General features: G+C 41.7%; 17 protein-coding genes. 2 read left to right on the forward strand and 15 right to left on the reverse strand.

Features of this window, described 5'->3' with window-relative positions:
* Positions 1–94: 94 nt before the first annotated feature.
* Entirely contained in the window at positions 95–490 is a 396-nt protein-coding gene (locus AC4CU0_RS12270; RefSeq protein WP_180108992.1) for a hypothetical protein, read from the forward strand.
* Positions 491–549: 59 nt separating this feature from the next.
* Here AC4CU0_RS12270 and infC read toward each other — a convergent pair whose 3' ends face one another.
* The 6 genes from infC to AC4CU0_RS12300 all read right to left on the reverse strand — a co-directional run bounded on the left by infC (position 550) and on the right by AC4CU0_RS12300 (position 6925).
* Positions 550–1098, reverse strand: coding sequence for a translation initiation factor IF-3 (gene infC, locus AC4CU0_RS12275; RefSeq protein WP_078192643.1), 549 nt, complete (start codon positions 1096–1098; stop codon positions 550–552).
* Positions 1099–1103: 5 nt separating this feature from the next.
* The gene (gene thrS / locus AC4CU0_RS12280) at positions 1104–3026 is read right to left on the reverse strand and encodes a threonine--tRNA ligase (protein WP_490743226.1); all 1923 of its coding nucleotides are present in this window, start codon (positions 3024–3026) and stop codon (positions 1104–1106) included.
* 270 nt (positions 3027–3296) lie between these two features.
* Positions 3297–3863, reverse strand: a complete 567-nt coding sequence (locus AC4CU0_RS12285) for an IS630 family transposase (protein WP_121533679.1) — start codon at positions 3861–3863, stop codon at positions 3297–3299.
* On the reverse strand, positions 3853–4308 hold the full coding sequence (locus tag AC4CU0_RS12290) for a helix-turn-helix domain-containing protein (RefSeq protein ID WP_004973749.1): 456 nt from the start codon (positions 4306–4308) through the stop codon (positions 3853–3855). Before AC4CU0_RS12290 ends, AC4CU0_RS12285 begins: the two co-directional genes overlap by 11 nt.
* A gap of 126 nt (positions 4309–4434) precedes the next feature.
* A complete protein-coding gene (locus AC4CU0_RS12295; RefSeq protein ID WP_490743506.1) occupies positions 4435–5586 on the reverse strand; it encodes an alanine racemase in 1152 nt (383 codons plus the stop codon).
* Between the two features lie 58 nt (positions 5587–5644).
* On the reverse strand, positions 5645–6925 hold the full coding sequence (locus tag AC4CU0_RS12300) for a D-arabinono-1,4-lactone oxidase (protein ID WP_490743507.1): 1281 nt from the start codon (positions 6923–6925) through the stop codon (positions 5645–5647).
* A gap of 535 nt (positions 6926–7460) precedes the next feature.
* Here AC4CU0_RS12300 and AC4CU0_RS12305 point away from each other — a divergent pair.
* Positions 7461–9101 carry an acyl-CoA synthetase gene (locus AC4CU0_RS12305; protein WP_490743227.1) on the forward strand — a complete coding sequence of 547 codons (1641 nt, stop codon included), beginning with the start codon at positions 7461–7463 and terminating at the stop codon, positions 9099–9101.
* A 176-nt stretch (positions 9102–9277) separates the two neighbouring features.
* Here AC4CU0_RS12305 and yjgA read toward each other — a convergent pair whose 3' ends face one another.
* From yjgA to mazG, 9 genes are all read right to left on the reverse strand, one after another.
* Positions 9278–9811, reverse strand: coding sequence for a ribosome biogenesis factor YjgA (gene yjgA, locus AC4CU0_RS12310; protein WP_168378467.1), 534 nt, complete (start codon positions 9809–9811; stop codon positions 9278–9280).
* Between the two features lie 2 nt (positions 9812–9813).
* On the reverse strand, positions 9814–10083 hold the full coding sequence (locus AC4CU0_RS12315; protein WP_067763492.1) for an HPr family phosphocarrier protein: 270 nt from the start codon (positions 10081–10083) through the stop codon (positions 9814–9816).
* Complete coding sequence (gene rapZ / locus AC4CU0_RS12320) at positions 10080–10931, reverse strand: RNase adapter RapZ (protein WP_078189595.1); 852 nt, start codon at positions 10929–10931, stop codon at positions 10080–10082. Before rapZ ends, AC4CU0_RS12315 begins: the two co-directional genes overlap by 4 nt.
* Positions 10932–10953: 22 nt before the next feature.
* Positions 10954–11802, reverse strand: coding sequence for a pantoate--beta-alanine ligase (gene panC / locus AC4CU0_RS12325; protein ID WP_078189596.1), 849 nt, complete (start codon positions 11800–11802; stop codon positions 10954–10956).
* 3 nt (positions 11803–11805) lie between these two features.
* The gene (gene panB, locus AC4CU0_RS12330) at positions 11806–12615 is read right to left on the reverse strand and encodes a 3-methyl-2-oxobutanoate hydroxymethyltransferase (RefSeq protein ID WP_111884734.1); all 810 of its coding nucleotides are present in this window, start codon (positions 12613–12615) and stop codon (positions 11806–11808) included.
* A gap of 46 nt (positions 12616–12661) precedes the next feature.
* Positions 12662–13147: a 2-amino-4-hydroxy-6-hydroxymethyldihydropteridine diphosphokinase gene (gene folK / locus AC4CU0_RS12335; RefSeq protein WP_168378465.1), complete on the reverse strand. Its 486-nt coding sequence runs from the start codon at positions 13145–13147 to the stop codon at positions 12662–12664.
* The gene (gene pcnB / locus AC4CU0_RS12340; protein WP_168378464.1) at positions 13144–14613 is read right to left on the reverse strand and encodes a polynucleotide adenylyltransferase PcnB; all 1470 of its coding nucleotides are present in this window, start codon (positions 14611–14613) and stop codon (positions 13144–13146) included. Before pcnB ends, folK begins: the two co-directional genes overlap by 4 nt.
* Before the next feature lie 134 nt (positions 14614–14747).
* On the reverse strand, positions 14748–15179 hold the full coding sequence (locus tag AC4CU0_RS12345) for a ComEA family DNA-binding protein (RefSeq protein WP_490743228.1): 432 nt from the start codon (positions 15177–15179) through the stop codon (positions 14748–14750).
* The gene (gene mazG / locus AC4CU0_RS12350; protein ID WP_180121612.1) at positions 15157–15951 is read right to left on the reverse strand and encodes a nucleoside triphosphate pyrophosphohydrolase; all 795 of its coding nucleotides are present in this window, start codon (positions 15949–15951) and stop codon (positions 15157–15159) included. Before mazG ends, AC4CU0_RS12345 begins: the two co-directional genes overlap by 23 nt.
* Positions 15952–15984 lie beyond the last annotated feature (33 nt).

The raw sequence follows: 15984 nt of genomic DNA on the forward strand, positions 1-15984 counted from the left end.
CATATTTTATGCTAAGAAATGATTTTTCCAATATATTCCAAACAAGACAAATCCAATAATCTCAAATAAAAAATCAACTTATACAGGTTCAATTATGAGCTATATGCGACAAAACACACTCAATCCCCTCGGTATTTTTGTGGTTTTATTCTTTTTATTGGTTGTACTGCTGCTCCTGATGTTTGCTTGGCCACATTATAAAGTCTGGAAACAAGGCATGGACGGTCAGGCTGCTCTAGCAGAAGCTGAACAATCGAAAATGATTCAGGTCCAAGTGGCAAAAGCTGAACTTGAAAGTGCCAAACTGCGCGCCCAAGCCATTAAACTCGTGGGACAAGCCGCCAAAGAATATCCCGAATATCGAAAGCAAGAATTTATTGGTGCCTTTGGTGAGGCACTAAGAGATGGTCGTATTCAACAAATTATTTATGTCCCAACTGAAGCCAATATTCCTATTGTTGAAGCAAGCCAGCAACGACTAGCTGAATAATTCAAAATTCAGACATAAAAAAGCCCTGCATCCGCAGGGCTTTTTTCATCAAGAGATACTTACTTTTTCTTTTTAGGACCAAGCAGCATACCCATTTGACGGCCTTCCATTTTCGGGGTTTGTTCAACAACACCATAGTCAACCACGTCAGCTTCAATTTTTTGCAATTGAGCCAAACCTAACTGTTGGTGTGCCATTTCACGACCACGGAAACGAAGCGTGATTTTTACCTTATTGCCTTCTTCAAGGAACTTGATAATGGCACGTAGTTTAACGTTGTAGTCACCAACATCAGTACCAGGGCGTAGCTTGATTTCTTTCACCTGTACTTGATGTTGTTTTTTCTTCGCTTCTTTTTGCTTTTGTTTTAGATCAAACAAATGCTTGTTAAAATCCATGATTTTGCAGACTGGTGGCTCAGCATTAGCAACAATCTCAACAAGGTCAAGATCTACTGCTTCTGCAGCACGCAAAGCGTCAGCAAGAGATACAATCCCTTTTTGCTCGCCATTTTCGTCTACTAGACGGACTTCTTTTGCACGAATTTCATCATTCAAGGCAGGACGGTTTGATTTTCCGCCCTGTTGATTACGGTCAGGCTGTTTAATCGCTTTTACTCCACAATGTACCGGCCGCGTTCGGCTACGGCTGCTTTTACTAGGTCAACGAATGCATCAATTGACATAGTACCCAAATTTTTTCCAGAGCGAGTACGGACGTTTACAGTACCTTCCTCAACTTCACGGTCTCCAAGAACCAATAAGTAAGGAATACGCTCTAAAGTACGTTCACGAATCTTAAAGCCGATTTTCTCATTTCTCAAGTCTGAAATCGCGCGGATACCGCTTTCTTTAAGTTTAGCGACGACTGACTCACATGCTTCAGCTTGTGAATCGGTAATGTTCATCACACATGCTTGAATTGGAGACAACCAAGGTGGCATGAAACCAGCATAGTGTTCAATAAGTATACCAATAAAACGCTCGAAACTGCCAAGAATTGCACGGTGCAACATTACAGGCTGATCACGGTCGTTATCTTCAGTCACATAAGACGCATCTAAACGTTCTGGTAAGTTAAAGTCACATTGAATTGTACCGCACTGCCATACACGACCTAAGCAGTCTTTCAATGAGAATTCAATTTTCGGACCGTAGAATGCACCTTCACCCGGTTGAAGTTCCCACTCTAGGCCTGCAGCATCTAAAGCATCTGCTAAAGATTTTTCTGCCATGTCCCAAAGTTTGTCATCACCTACACGTTTTTCTGGACGTGTCGACAACTTCATTTGTACTTCTTCAAAGCCGAAGTCTTTATATACATCTAAAGTCAATTTAATGAAGTCTGCAACTTCACTACCGATTTGTTCTTTCGTACAGAAGATATGCGCATCATCTTGTGTAAAGCCACGTACACGCATAATGCCGTGTAATGAACCCGATGGTTCGTTACGGTGACATGAACCAAACTCAGCCAAACGAATTGGAAGATCACGGTAAGATTTCAAACCTTGGTTGAAGACTTGCACGTGACATGGGCAGTTCATTGGTTTTACAGCATAGTTACGGTTCTCTGAGTGAGTCGTAAACATGTTTTCAGCATAGTTTGCTGCGTGACCTGATTTTTCCCAAAGCGTGAAATCAACCACTTGCGGTGTACGGATTTCTTGGTAACCGTTGGCTTGTTGAACTTTACGCATGTATTGTTCAAGCACTTGGTAAATAGTCCAACCGTTTGGATGCCAGAACACCATACCCGGCGCTTCTTCTTGCATATGGAACAAGTCTAACGCTTTACCAATTTTACGATGATCGCGTTTTTCAGCTTCTTCAATACGTTTGATGTAGGCAGCTAACTGTTTTTTGTCCGCCCAAGCTGTACCGTAAATACGTTGTAGCTGTTCGTTTTTCGCATCACCGCGCCAGTAAGCACCAGAGATTTTAGTCAACTTGAACGATTTTAAGAATTTGGTATTTGGAACGTGCGGACCACGGCACATATCCAAGTAATCTTGATGGTAGTACAAGCCCATTTCAGTTTCTTCAGGCATGTCTTCGATCAGACGCAGTTTGTATTCTTCGCCACGTGCAGTGAACTCTTTAATCACTTCATCACGTGGAGTCATTTTTTTGATGACATCGTAGTCTTGGTCGATGAGCTTTTTCATGCGCTCTTCGATTGCTGCCATGTCGTCTAAAGTAAACGGACGTGGCATCCAGATGTCATAGTAGAAACCTTCTTCAATGACAGGACCAATGACCATCTTTGCTTCTGGGAACAATTGCTTAACGGCATGACCCACCAAGTGCGCACAAGAGTGACGAATGATGTGAATACCATCTTCATCTTTAGGCGTGATAATTTGTAGGCTTGCATCTTCTGTAATTAAATCACACGCATCAACTAAACGATCGTTTACACGACCCGCAACTGTATTTTTTGCTAGACCAGGACCGATGCTTTGAGCAACTTCCATCACAGACACGGCATGATCAAATTCTTTTTGATCGCCATTTGGCAAAGTGATAATTGGCATATAAAAATCCTTAAGGAGTGATGCCCCGTACAATGGAGCATGTCACCGCGAGATTATGATCGAGGGAGACCCCCCAAAAGATAAAAACGGTGGATAAATAAAATTCGACCTAAATTTTACACGCCCTGCCAACTTTAATAAACCTCTAATCCCATGGAAGTTGATTTTTCTGCCTCCTTTTACAAGACTCCTGATAATTCAAGCAGATTTCAACTGAAATGCGCTTTATGCTGTCAACATAATAATCACGTTCTCATTCATAAGCTGTCATTAAAAAGTAAACATGTATTCTTTTCCGAATTGGTTTGATACTCTCTCCACCCATTGCTCTATTTTATCAGCTGTCATGACTTGAAAATCTCGCCAATAATATTTCATCTGCTTCCATACCATCTCGATTCGATTTAACTCAGGGCTATAAGCTGGAATAAAATACAAATTCGTCGAAAAGTTACTTTTAAGTAGCTCTCTGTAATCAGCCATCTTTTTACTTCTATGAATCGAGGCATTATCAACAATAAGAACCAATGGAAGGTTATAAGTCTGTTTTACTTGTTGAGCTATTCCAGTTAAATAGGCATAAAACCAAGTGCTTGTAACTGACTCTTGTAAACAACTTGTCACCAGTTTCCCCGTTGAAAGCAAACACCCCATGACATTAACTCGTTTTAATCTTATTGCATCAACCGCATGAACATCACCTATCTTTGTCCACGCATAGCGGTTATCAGGTGTAGATGAAAACCCTGTTTCATCAACATAACCTAATATAATTTCACCACGTGCCGCTTGCTCTCGTAATTTTTCAATCTGCTGTGTTGCTTGTTCAAATGCAATCGGATCTCTTTTTTTTCAAGCTATGACGGGTACGCTTGAAGACCATACCTGAATCTCGTAAAAACTTACGAATGGTTTCAACAGACACGGACACTTCGTATTCTTCATGTAGTTTGACTCGGATTTGTTCTGCATTGAGTGGACTTGTATTGACCCAATCTAGGATTTTCGCCTGATAGTCTGAGATCAATGTATTGGGCCGACCTGAGCGATGACCTTCTTTAATCGATTCAAACTCATACAATTCCCAACGTCGGCGTTGTAGCCTTATGGTTTCTGGTATACGTTCTTGTAGAGTGGCAACTTCCGCAACACTTTTACCTTCAGAAAGCCAGAGAATAGTTTGGGCACGTTGTCTTTCACGCCAATGTTTTGCATGCTTGGCCAGAAAAATGAGTCGTTCTCGCTGTTCTAAACTAAGTGGTACAGAAACAATTCGAGGCATGTGTGAACATCTGTTAACTAAAAAAACTTTTTTCGCATGATTAGTTATTTTTGTCAACTTAACTGATGTTACGCACGTAAAAAAAAATTGCGAAACAATTGAACCAAAGAACGTAAGGACGCTTTTTTATTCTCTGAATGTCTCTAAGGCGATCAATTGATCTGATTGATACAACCAAAGCTGTGCAAATTGAGGGATGATCATTTCACTTTGCGCAGGGCGTAAAAAAATATAATCATCTATGTCTATGCTACTTGTCTGCGGAATTTGCACAAGTTCCTGATTACTACTTCGACCATATAATGCATGGGGCTGACTGCCTTGAGGATAAACATAGTCCCCTCGCCAATAGCCTCCATAAATAAACACAGCCTGAGATTTTGCCCAACGACTGAGCCATTCTAACTGTGGTAATTCAGTCCGCGGCAACACTTTTAACACTGGTGTGGCGAGCCACAAGGCACTTTGGAAAGCTTGTAAATTTTTCAGTTCAAAATCTGCGGGTTTTAATAACATCGAGCCAAACGAGACTTCGTTACAGACGCTCTGCTGATAATGAAAACTAAAACTAGGACTACCACCACCATTCCAACAGGTGTGTTCATCACATAAAGTTGGATAGCGCTGTTGTACATAAGCTTTGAATTGTTGATAACTTTGCTGTGACAGTTGATAAGTCTGTTCAGCAGATTGAATCAGTCGTGGAATCTTCGCCACATGTGCGTCGTAGCCCATCAATCCTGAAAATTTTAAATGTTGAGGATATCGAACGATTACATCCAAAATAGCCTTTAGCTCATCGATCGTTTTCAGACCACCACGGTGTAAACCCACATCGATCTCAATATTAATGCGTAGACACAGTTGATGCTGCTCAGCAAATTTGAGGTATTGGGCTAAACGCTGTTCACTATCAATCAGCCATTGCACTTGCGATTGCGTTGCCTGCAAAAACGCCTTGTCTGCATGGTTCAAGGCCTGAATCGGCATCGGTTTTCCAAACAACACATCGGTTTGCGGCATCGACTCAAAAAGTGTTTTCAGATGTGCAAAATGAAATAGCATGAAACGCTGTGTCTGAAGCTGTGTAGCACAGTGTTGAAGCAATGCCATGCAGGCCAATGATTTCACCACCAAGCGCGGATGCAGACTGTGTGGTATCTGCTGCTGAGTGATCACCAAGTTGTGATTTAATGCGTCAACATCCACGATTAACTGCGGCATCCCAGTGCCGTTTTGCTTTAGCAGCGTATTCAACTTTTGAAAATATGCATCCATGCCATCCCCTTTTTTCATATCGTTCAATTGGTCTTCAACGTTTAACTTTCCACGATGCTTATTCAATCAGTAATTGCTGTAGCTCTGGACTGAGCCACTTTTGCTGAGGATCTAATTCTTGTCGAATATTTAAAAAATCCTGCCACTTGGGGTACACATTTTGAAGCTGCCGCGCATTTAGGCTATGCAATTTCCCCCAATGCGGACGCCCGCCATATTTTAAAAAAATCGGCTCCACGAGCTTAAAGATGACTTGATAATCTTGCTTATAGAACTGATGCACCGAAATTGAGGCCGAATCTTGCTGATAAAACGGACTGAGCCAAATATCATCCCCACGTACAAGTCGATACTCTAGCGGAAAAAACATCGGAACCTTATGTCGTCGAAGGGTATGCAAAATTTCTTCTAAACAATTCATCCCGTGTTGCAGCGGAATCTGGTATTCCATCTCATTAAATTTGGTATTTCGAGCAGAAGGAAAAATTCGACTTGACCAGTCTACGCTCATCGAGGGTTTGACAAAAACACCCAATAATTTTTGTAGCCATGGATTCAGTGGTGGAAAAATTCGCGTCAATTCTGCACAAAATTTGAGTGATACATCGTCATCTAACCACTGTTCTTTCCGCGCTTGATGGTTGTCTTCTGTCTCATCCAAAGTTTTTAAAATAACCTGATCGGCATGACTAAATGCCCAGAACTCAATATGTCGATGTTCATATTGCCATTGCTGCATATTCTGCATGACGTCTTTCAGCGGACATAATCGCGTTTGTTCTTTGAGTTTATACATCGGCCGATTTTGCAGCTGTACATGCATCAGCACGCCTAAACTCCCGAGTGAAACACGCCCTGCTTGGAAAATTTCGCTGTTCTGTTCAGCACTGCATTGTATTAATTCGCCCTGCGCGGTTAATAATTCGAAACCCGTAACCAGCGCCGATAAACACGGTAATTCGAGTCCGGTACCATGTGTTCCTGTTGCGATAGCCCCAGCCAAACTTTGACGATCAATATCCCCTTGATTAATCAGTGCTTGATCAAAAGACGCGAGCTTCTCACCCAAATCAAATAATCGTGTACCAGCTTGGACGGTACTTTGGCAGTGTTCAGCATCGATATCTAGAATGCCTTTGAGATGATCTAAACGTACTAAGGTATCTGTGGTTTTTGCCAAAGGGCTAAATGAGTGCCCTGCGCCAACCAAGCGAATCTTAGGATGGTATTGCACCACATCCATTAATTGCTCAAGATTTTGCGGTTGTATAAATGACTTCGGGATCGACTTCTGAGCACCTGACCAATTTTCCCATGCAATGTCGTGTTGAATTGTCATATTCATCCTTGTCGCCATACTTTTTATTGTATTTAGCCGTATTGTTTTATTTTTGATTTCCGCTTTTGCAATGTTAATGCACAAGCCATCTTGATTTTTTACTTAGATTATACGAAGTTCAGCATCTTCTCAAACTTAAGTTTATTGTTATAAAACAGTAAATAAGCCACGATCAATTAAAGAAAAAATCATTCGTTTATACCCCCACAAAGACTATTCAAGGCGCTCTACATTATTCGTTAAGCATCATTCAAACCGAATCAACAAAGAGGATCACACACGGAAATATCTGCCAAATCAGTATAAAAAACCAACAACACCTGTATATTTTTCAACTAAATTATTTATGCTAAAAAATCAATTTTGAGAACCATAGGGTTCATTTTCTTCACCTTACTGTTTTTATTTTATTCAATTTCAATCACTTAAAAATTTAGTATAAATACTCGACTAAAGCATAAATGCAGAGAAGCTAAGGACTGAATTATTGTTAAGTCAGATTTAAAACAAATATACATGGACTTGGAGTACCACGATGGTTAGCGCATACGATGAATTGCCACGGACCCCGGCAAATTTTGTGGCACTTTCGCCTCTACGTTATTTAGAGCGTGCAGCCTATATTTATCCTGATCAGAATGCCATTATCCACGGCAATCGTCATATTTCATGGCGCCAAACGTATAACCGCTGTCGTCAATTTGCACATCAGTTGCAACAATTAGGCATTGGCAAAAACGACACCGTGTCTGTGTTATTACCGAACGTTCCAGCTATGGTTGAAGCACACTTTGCCGTACCGATGGCGGGTGCTGTACTAAATACGCTAAATACACGCCTTGATGCGAAAACCATTGCCTTCATGCTGGAACATGCTGAAACCAAAGTCCTGTTGGTTGACCCTGAATTCACTCAGGTTGCCACTGAAGCTTTAGCTTTAATCGATCAAGATATTTATGTCATTGATGTTGCAGATGCTGAATTTGAAGGTACAGCACAACCGATTGGACAAATCGAATTTGAAGACTGGTTGGCGCAAGGCGATGCCAACTTTGAATGGCACTTACCTCAAGATGAATGGGATGCGATTAGTTTAAGCTATACCTCGGGTACCACAGGGAATCCAAAAGGCGTGGTGTATCATCACCGCGGCGCATATATCAATGCAGCGAGTAACATCATTGCTTGCGGCATGACGCCACGTGCAACGTATCTGTGGACGCTTCCTCTATTCCACTGTAATGGCTGGTGCTTTGCTTGGACAATGGCAGCCAATGGCGGAACCAATATTTGTCTACGTAAAATTGACCCTGAACTGATTTTCAAATTGATTGCAGAACACAAAGTAGATTATTTCTGCGGTGCGCCAATCGTACTTTCAATGTTGATCAATACGCCTGAAGAGAAAAAAGTGCAATTTGACCATCGCGTTGAAGTGATGGTTGCTGGTGCAGCGCCACCTGCAGCGATTATTGAAGGGATGCGTAATATTGGTATTAATGTCACACATGTCTATGGTTTGACTGAAACATATGGTCCATCGGCACTTTGCGCATCGCAAGCAGGTTGGTCTGATCTTTCCATTCAAGAACAAGCACAGTTGCATTCTCGCCAAGGTGTGCCATACCCGCTTCAAGATGGTATGAAAGTCATTGATCCTGAAACCATGTTACCTGTTCCGCATGATGGCCAGACCATGGGTGAAATCATGTTCCGTGGCAACATCGTAATGAAAGGTTATTTGAAAAACCCAGAAGCAACGGCTGAAGCCTTTGCCGGTGGCTGGTTCCATACAGGTGACTTAGCGGTCTGCCAACCCGACGGTTATGCCAAAATTACTGACCGCTCTAAAGATGTGATCATTTCAGGGGGTGAAAACATTTCATCGCTCGAAGTAGAAGAAATTCTATATCAACACCCTGCTGTACTGACCGCTGCAGTGGTTGCAAAACCTGACCCTCGTTGGCAAGAAGTGCCTTGTGCCTTTATTGAATTAAAAGCAGGTAAAGAAGCAACGCCTGAAGAACTGATCGAATTCTGTAAACAACATCTTGCACGTTTCAAAGTACCTAAAGATGTAGTGATTACCGAAATTCCAAAAACCTCGACAGGTAAACTTCAGAAGTTCGTTCTCCGTGAATGGGCTAAAGAGCGCGCTGTTGGTGAATTTGGTTAATATTCAAACTCAAAAGCCAAGCTTGAATGTTGAAAAATTCAAGCCAAAAAAAGCGACCTAATCAGGTCGCTTTTTTTGATGTGAAGTCTATAACTTCACGTTTTGCTTCAATGATCAGATCATGTTGAATTATCTGATCATTGAGCTATCTAAGCACTTGGCTATCTAATCATGCATTAGTTATCAGATAATAAAGCCACTTGTTGAATGTAGTTAAACAATTTCAATTTCGACGCAGTCAGTTCTTCTTCGCTTACATTTTTGGCTATATCACGTTGAATACGCAAAATATGCTGACGAATGGGATGATGTTCAGCAGCATTATGTGCTTTCATGAACTCTTTAATGACTGGTTCACCTTGGGCAATCATACGTTCAGTCCAGCGTTGAAGCTGCGCTGTTTTTTTCGCACCTTGCTGCGGGGTTAAGTAAGATAAAATCATGGTTTCATCTTCATTACGCAGCAATTTACCTACACGTTGAAACTGACGGCGTCGCGCTTCATGTGAAGTAATGGTTTGTGCATCAAGTAGTGCTTCGATCAGACGCTCTTCTACAGGAAGATTTTTAATCTGTTTAGGATTCAGTTTTGCAAGTTCCTCGCCCAAAGCAGCCATACGTTGTACAGCTTTCTTTTGCTCAGTTTTACTTGCACGTCCTTCTAAGGATTCAAAGTCTTCTTCGGTATAGCGGTTCGGTCGACGTGCCACGTTTAATCTGCCTCGTAAAATTTTGCTGCAAACAGTGCTTGAATTTCAGACAAAGCTTTTTCTTCATCTGCACCTTCAATCACTAAGCGTAAAGTTGTGCCCTTGCCTGCGCCAAGCATCAGCAAAGACATAATATTTTTGGCATCTACTAATTTTCCACCCTTACCAATTTGAATCGACGAGCGAAATTTGGTCGTGACTTCGATTAGCTTGCCAGATGCACGCGCATGTAAACCCAGTTTATTAATTACGTCAACAGTTGTGTCGATCATGACCAGTGCTTCATTTCTCTATGTAGAACCTGAATAGACCATTTTGCCTCAAGTGCTTTTTTTAGTCTATCTACGATATATACCGAACGGTGTTGCCCACCTGTACAACCGATCGACACCGTCATGTAATGACGATGTCCTTCGGCAAATGCCGGCAGCCATTTATCCAAAAAATTATAAATATCTTGGAACATTTCATTGGTTTGTTCACTTTGTTGTAAAAACTGACGAACTGGCTCATCTAATCCTGAATACTTGCGTAATTCCATATCCCAGTGCGGATTGGGCAAATGACGGACGTCAAAAACATAATCTGCATCGAGTGGAATACCATGCTTATAGCCAAAAGACTGTAAGATCAAAATTAAATTATCTGCCTGTCCGAGTTTAGACAGCAAGGTATGTTTTAAATCATGTACGCTCTTATCAGTAGTATCAATATGTACTGTCGAGCGTAATTGAATCGGCAACAGTAAAGATTTTTCTTCCTGTATGCACTCATTTAAACTTTTGAAACGACTTGCCAACGGATGGGGACGTCGAGATGAACTGAATCGCGCAATCAATTCCTGATCACGCGTGGTCAAATAAATAATATCGACTGAGCCATGGCGTTGTAGCTGTTGAAAAACCAAATCGAACTCTTGTAAATCTGCACGTGTACTGCGGACATCCACACCCAGTGCCAATTGTTCAAGATTATTTTCTGAATCAAGTTTTTCAACAATTTCGGGGAGTAAGGCCAATGGCAAATTATCGATACAGTAATAGCCCAAATCCTCAAGTATCTGTAATGCAGATGACTTTCCAGATCCAGATTGTCCTGTAACAATTAAAATGCGCTTCATCGCTTGCTACCCCATAGCCGTTTTAAACTGCAGTATATTTAACCTGCATATTATCAATAAGACGTGTTGCGCCTAATTTAGCCGCAATAAACAACACCACATCTTGATCAAATTCTTCAATTTTCTGTAATTCAGGTGTGCGTACTTCAACATAGTCCACAACAAAACCCGCTGCTGTCAATGTTGCTTTAATATTCGCTAACACATCTGCCAGTTGAGTTCCGGCATGTAATTCTGCCTCAGCCGTTTTCAAGCTTTGGTAAATCGTTGGTGCAATCGCACGGTTTTCCGCACTTAAATAACCATTACGTGAACTCAATGCCAAACCATCTTCAGCACGAGTAATCGGCACACCAATCACTTCAAGTGGAATATTTAAGTCACGTACAAACTGACGAATCACTGCAAGTTGCTGATAATCCTTTTGTCCAAAGAATGCAAAATTCGGTTGAACAATATTAAAGAGTTTTGTCACAACAACAGCAACACCGTCAAAATGACCCGGACGTTGTTCGCCACACAAATCATTGGTAATACCGCCCACGCTAATATTGGTTAAGCGCGGTTTATTGCCATACATTTGTTCAACGGTCGGTGCAAATACAATGTCACAACCCACTTCAGCCAATAAGTGCTGATCTTGTTCCAAAGTACGTGGATAGTTGTCAAAGTCTTCATTTGGACCAAACTGAATTGGGTTAACGAAAATACTCACCACCACGACATCACACAGTTTACGTGCTTCACGAACTAAATTAAGGTGACCTTCATGCAAGTTCCCCATCGTTGGTACAAAACCAATGATTTTGCGCGCAGCACGTGCTGGATTTAGCGATGCACTTAAACCTTGAATCGTTGTTTCAGTTTTCATGTCTTACAGCTCAATTTGGAATGTATGTTCTTTGGCAGGGAAACTACCATCAAGTACGGCAGCATGATACGCCTTAAACGCATCCACAATTGCTGTTTCCCCTGCTTGCTCTTTCATAAAGTTGCGAACAAATTTCGCCACGTGACTAAACGTCAGTCCCAGCATATCTTGTTGAACCAAGACTTGAGCATCCGTTTCTGCACCGGCACCGATCCCAATCACAGGTGTATTTGGGAATAATTCACTAATTTCTTTACCCACTTGGGCAGGAACACATTCCAAAAGTAAAATTGCTGCACCTGCATCAACCACAGCTTTACAATCTGCAATGAGTTGATCCGCGGTTTCGCGTGTACGTGCTTGCACTTTATAACCGCCAAACACATGAACCGATTGCGGAGTTAACCCTAAATGCACACACACTGGAATACCATTACGGGTCAATACTTCAACTGTTTCTGACAACCATGCACCACCTTCCAATTTGACCATCTGTGCGCCTGCTTGCATCACGGTCTTTGAATTCACCAAAGCGTCATTCAAAGTGGCATAGGTCATAAATGGCAAATCAGTCAAAATAAACGCATGTTTATTGCCACGACGCACTGCAGCAGTGTGATATACCATATCTTCAACAGTGACAGGTAAAGTCGAGTCATTCCCTTGAATGGTCATCCCCAATGAATCACCAATCAGAATACTATCGACTTCAGCAACTTCCATTGCTTTTGCCATGCTCGCATCATAGCAAGTCAGGCAGGAGAATTTGCGGCCTTCCGCTTTAAATTTTTTCAAGTCACTTAGACTAATCATTTCAATATTCCTCAGATGACGGCTTTCTCAAGTGGTCATACAAAAATTAAAGATGGGCCCAGTTTCCTGCATCCAATACAGTTAAATTTGGATTATTCAAAATAGGTAAATCTTTTAATGATTGTCCTTTAATCTGTAGATTCTCATCTAAATCCAACAAAGGTTTCAACACAAAATCACGTTCTAAAACACCAACATGAGGCACCGTCAAACGTTCATTTTGAATGTGCTGTTCACCATAAATCAGTAAATCTAAATCCAGTGTACGCTCCCCCCAATGACGTAGGCGTACACGCCCCGACTCTTGTTCAAAGCGTTGCAATTCATCCAACAAGGCCAAAGGTGCTAGATCAGTTTCTAATGCAACCGCTGCATTTAAATAATTCGGCTGATCTTGTGGCCCCATTGGCGGGCTTTGATACAGTTTTGAGACTTTCACTTTTCCGAGTGTTGCAAGTTTATGCACCGCTTCACTAAGGATCTGTAGAGAATCACCTAAATTACTGCCTAAACCAATATATGTCAGCGTCATTGTGTTGGCCCAAAAATAACCTGAGTCAAATCTCGTTTCACACGTTTACGTTTTAAAATCGGATGATCTGCACCAATTTCACCACTGGCTGACGCTGCCACGATTGACACTGTCGCTGGACTGTTGGCATGTGATTTAGGCTTACGTTGACGGCGACTTCTGCTTTCTGGTTCATTCACCAGCGGTTCAATTTCAACTTGCTGATGAGTAGAAGTTTTGGCTTCCACATCTTCATGCGCCGCTTTACGACGACTCTTGGCACGTTGACGATTGTATTGGCTAATTGCCAGTTCTTTTTCGTCAGTGCTCATCTGCTGATAAGCATCCCACCACTGGCCCATACCTTGCGTGCTTGTATCGCCCGATTTTTCACGCAGAAGCAAGAAGTCAAAGCCTGCACGGAAACGCGCATGACCTGATAGTGCTTCAATTTGCTGTGGTTTTGGATTCAGCAAACGGGTTTGCATTTCCCAAACTTCACGAATAAATGTTTCTGCAAAGCGTGGAATAATGGTTCGTGTAGCCTGACGTTTCAATACATCTAAACCAGCTTGAGCACGCGCTTCAGCAGGAACTACACCTTTATTCAGATAGAACGTACAACGTTCTTGGAACGGGATCCACAATAACACGGCATAGAAAAATGCAGGGTTAATGGTTTTCCCAATCGAAATACGTTGATCGGTATTTTTTGCAGCCAACTCAATAAATGGGGTTACGACCGGTTTGATATCTGCAAATAACTGATACCAAATACCAAAATCGATCAGCATCGGTAAGACGCGATTGAGATGCCCCATGGTAAAGAGCTTTTGTGACTCATCGTATAAACGATGTGGAGACACATCACGCAGCAATTGAGTAAGTTCTGGAGTAAAGACATCCAGAATTTTTTCATCAATATTAAAGTTTAATTTGGCTGCAAAACGTAAAGTCCGAAGCATCCGCACAGGATCTTCTTCAAAACGTAATTGTGGATCACCCAATAAACGCAACGTTTTATGCTTAATGTCATCTACTGCATGACAAAAATCTAGCACTTCACCTTTGCGTGGTTGGTAATACATTGCATTGATCGAGAAGTCACGACGTGCAAAGTCTTGCTCAATCGTACCCCAATTATTATCACGTAAAATCATGCCCGCAGCAGAAGTCACGGCTTTTTTAGGCGGCGCACGGAAGGTCGCAACTTCGATCAGTTCACGTCCTGAGTAGACATGCGCCAGCTCAAAACGACGACCAATAATTCGGCAACGTCGCCCGAAGACTTCTTTCACCTGAGCTGGTGTCGCATTAGTTACGGCATCAAAATCTTTAGGTGCATGACCCAACATTAGGTCGCGGACACCGCCACCCACGATATAAGCTTCATAGCCTGCCTTAGTTAAGGCATCAATCACATCTAAAATGGAAGAAGGTAATTGTGCGGTTGATAAACCACATTTGGACGCGCGCAAAGTTTGCAAAAGACGCTGTCTCCTACGTCTGAACGTAAAATTCTTAAGATGTCGCTAATGATATCTCTAACACAATCAAAGGGCAATTTGATTATCTCGATGCTCAAGCTGAGCTTAACCTAATTCTTTTTTTTACACTTCACTTAAAGTGCCAATTTTGCTTTATTTTTAGCAAACAGCGCAGGACCGATGCCCTTAACCTGTTGAATATCATCAATGCTTTTAAATAAGCCATTACTTTTACGATATTGCACAATTGCTTCTGCTTTTTTCTGACCAATTCCATGTAATGTTTGCAGTTCATCGACTGAGGCTGTATTTAAGCGTACCTGATCTGATCGGCTATTTTGCTGAGTGCTGGGTCGTGACAAATAATAGTTGGCATTGCTGGGTGCAGTTGCCACTTTGGACTTCGAGGCCTCAGATTGCTTTTTTAATTGTTGATCTTGAGCTTGTTGCATGGCTTTCCATTCCGCGTAGCCCGAAGGGCTTTGAGCATAAGTTAAATCTGCCATTAAACTCAAAACCAAGACAAGTAATTGTGTAGAGTATTTATTCTTTAGGATGTGGTACATATTCAGCCTGTTGTTTTAATTGTTGTTTTGCCTGTTCCCATAACTGATCCATTTCAGTCAGGGACAAGTCTTCTACATGTTTTTGTTGTAATGTGGCCTGTGCTTCAATATAAGCAAAACGGCTTCTAAATTTATGAATGGTACTTAACAGTGCCATCTCACTTGAGATGCCAATCTTACGTCCAACATTCACTAGAGAAAATAAGCAATCACCAAATTCATCAAATATTTCGTCGGATTTTTTGCCTGCTAAGGCCTCTTTTAACTCCCCTAGCTCTTCCTCAAGCTTGCCATAAGCCCCTTCAATATCTGGAAAATCAAAGCCAATTTTCGCCACATTTTTTTGGATTTCATCTGCTTGGCTTAATGCAGGAGCATGTTTAACTTCATCTAATCTAGATACTGATTTCCCTGCTTTTTCTTGTTGTTTAATCTGTTTCCATAGTGTTGCCACATCATCCGCATTGAGTGCTGAGAATTGCTCTGCCTGAAACACATGGGGATGACGGCGAATTAATTTATCTGTAATGGCTTGCACCACATCTTGAAAATCAAATGCGCCTTGTTCGCTATACATCTGCGACTGAAAAACCACTTGTAGTAATAAATCCCCCAGTTCATCTCGCACATCATCACTCTGACCTGAACGAACTGCCGCTTCAACTTCATAGGCTTCTTCGATGGCATAACGAGTCAAACTTTCTGGGGTTTGCTTTTGATCCCATGGACATTTTTCACGTAATTCTTTCATCACTGCTAATAATTGTTCCATGTGAACTCCAGCTATTTACTCATCAGTACATTG

It is taken from the genome of Acinetobacter sp. LipI_15, from assembly GCF_058242865.1.

What these genes read in the sequence shown, in the direction of transcription:
- panB (WP_111884734.1), bottom strand. Translation starts at nt 12,615, where the DNA reads ATGATTAGTCTAAGTGACTTGAAAAAATTTAAAGCGGAAGGCCGCAAA.
- AC4CU0_RS12300 (WP_490743507.1), bottom strand. Translation starts at nt 6,925, where the DNA reads ATGACAATTCAACACGACATTGCATGGGAAAATTGGTCAGGTGCTCAG.
- folK (WP_168378465.1), bottom strand. Translation starts at nt 13,147, where the DNA reads ATGACGCTGACATATATTGGTTTAGGCAGTAATTTAGGTGATTCTCTA.
- AC4CU0_RS12270 (WP_180108992.1), top strand. Translation starts at nt 95, where the DNA reads ATGAGCTATATGCGACAAAACACACTCAATCCCCTCGGTATTTTTGTG.
- AC4CU0_RS12290 (WP_004973749.1), bottom strand. Translation starts at nt 4,308, where the DNA reads ATGCCTCGAATTGTTTCTGTACCACTTAGTTTAGAACAGCGAGAACGA.
- thrS (WP_490743226.1), bottom strand. Translation starts at nt 3,026, where the DNA reads ATGCCAATTATCACTTTGCCAAATGGCGATCAAAAAGAATTTGATCAT.
- AC4CU0_RS12295 (WP_490743506.1), bottom strand. Translation starts at nt 5,586, where the DNA reads ATGGATGCATATTTTCAAAAGTTGAATACGCTGCTAAAGCAAAACGGC.
- mazG (WP_180121612.1), bottom strand. Translation starts at nt 15,951, where the DNA reads ATGGAACAATTATTAGCAGTGATGAAAGAATTACGTGAAAAATGTCCA.
- panC (WP_078189596.1), bottom strand. Translation starts at nt 11,802, where the DNA reads ATGAAAACTGAAACAACGATTCAAGGTTTAAGTGCATCGCTAAATCCA.
- AC4CU0_RS12345 (WP_490743228.1), bottom strand. Translation starts at nt 15,179, where the DNA reads ATGTACCACATCCTAAAGAATAAATACTCTACACAATTACTTGTCTTG.
- AC4CU0_RS12315 (WP_067763492.1), bottom strand. Translation starts at nt 10,083, where the DNA reads ATGATCGACACAACTGTTGACGTAATTAATAAACTGGGTTTACATGCG.
- AC4CU0_RS12305 (WP_490743227.1), top strand. Translation starts at nt 7,461, where the DNA reads ATGGTTAGCGCATACGATGAATTGCCACGGACCCCGGCAAATTTTGTG.
- rapZ (WP_078189595.1), bottom strand. Translation starts at nt 10,931, where the DNA reads ATGAAGCGCATTTTAATTGTTACAGGACAATCTGGATCTGGAAAGTCA.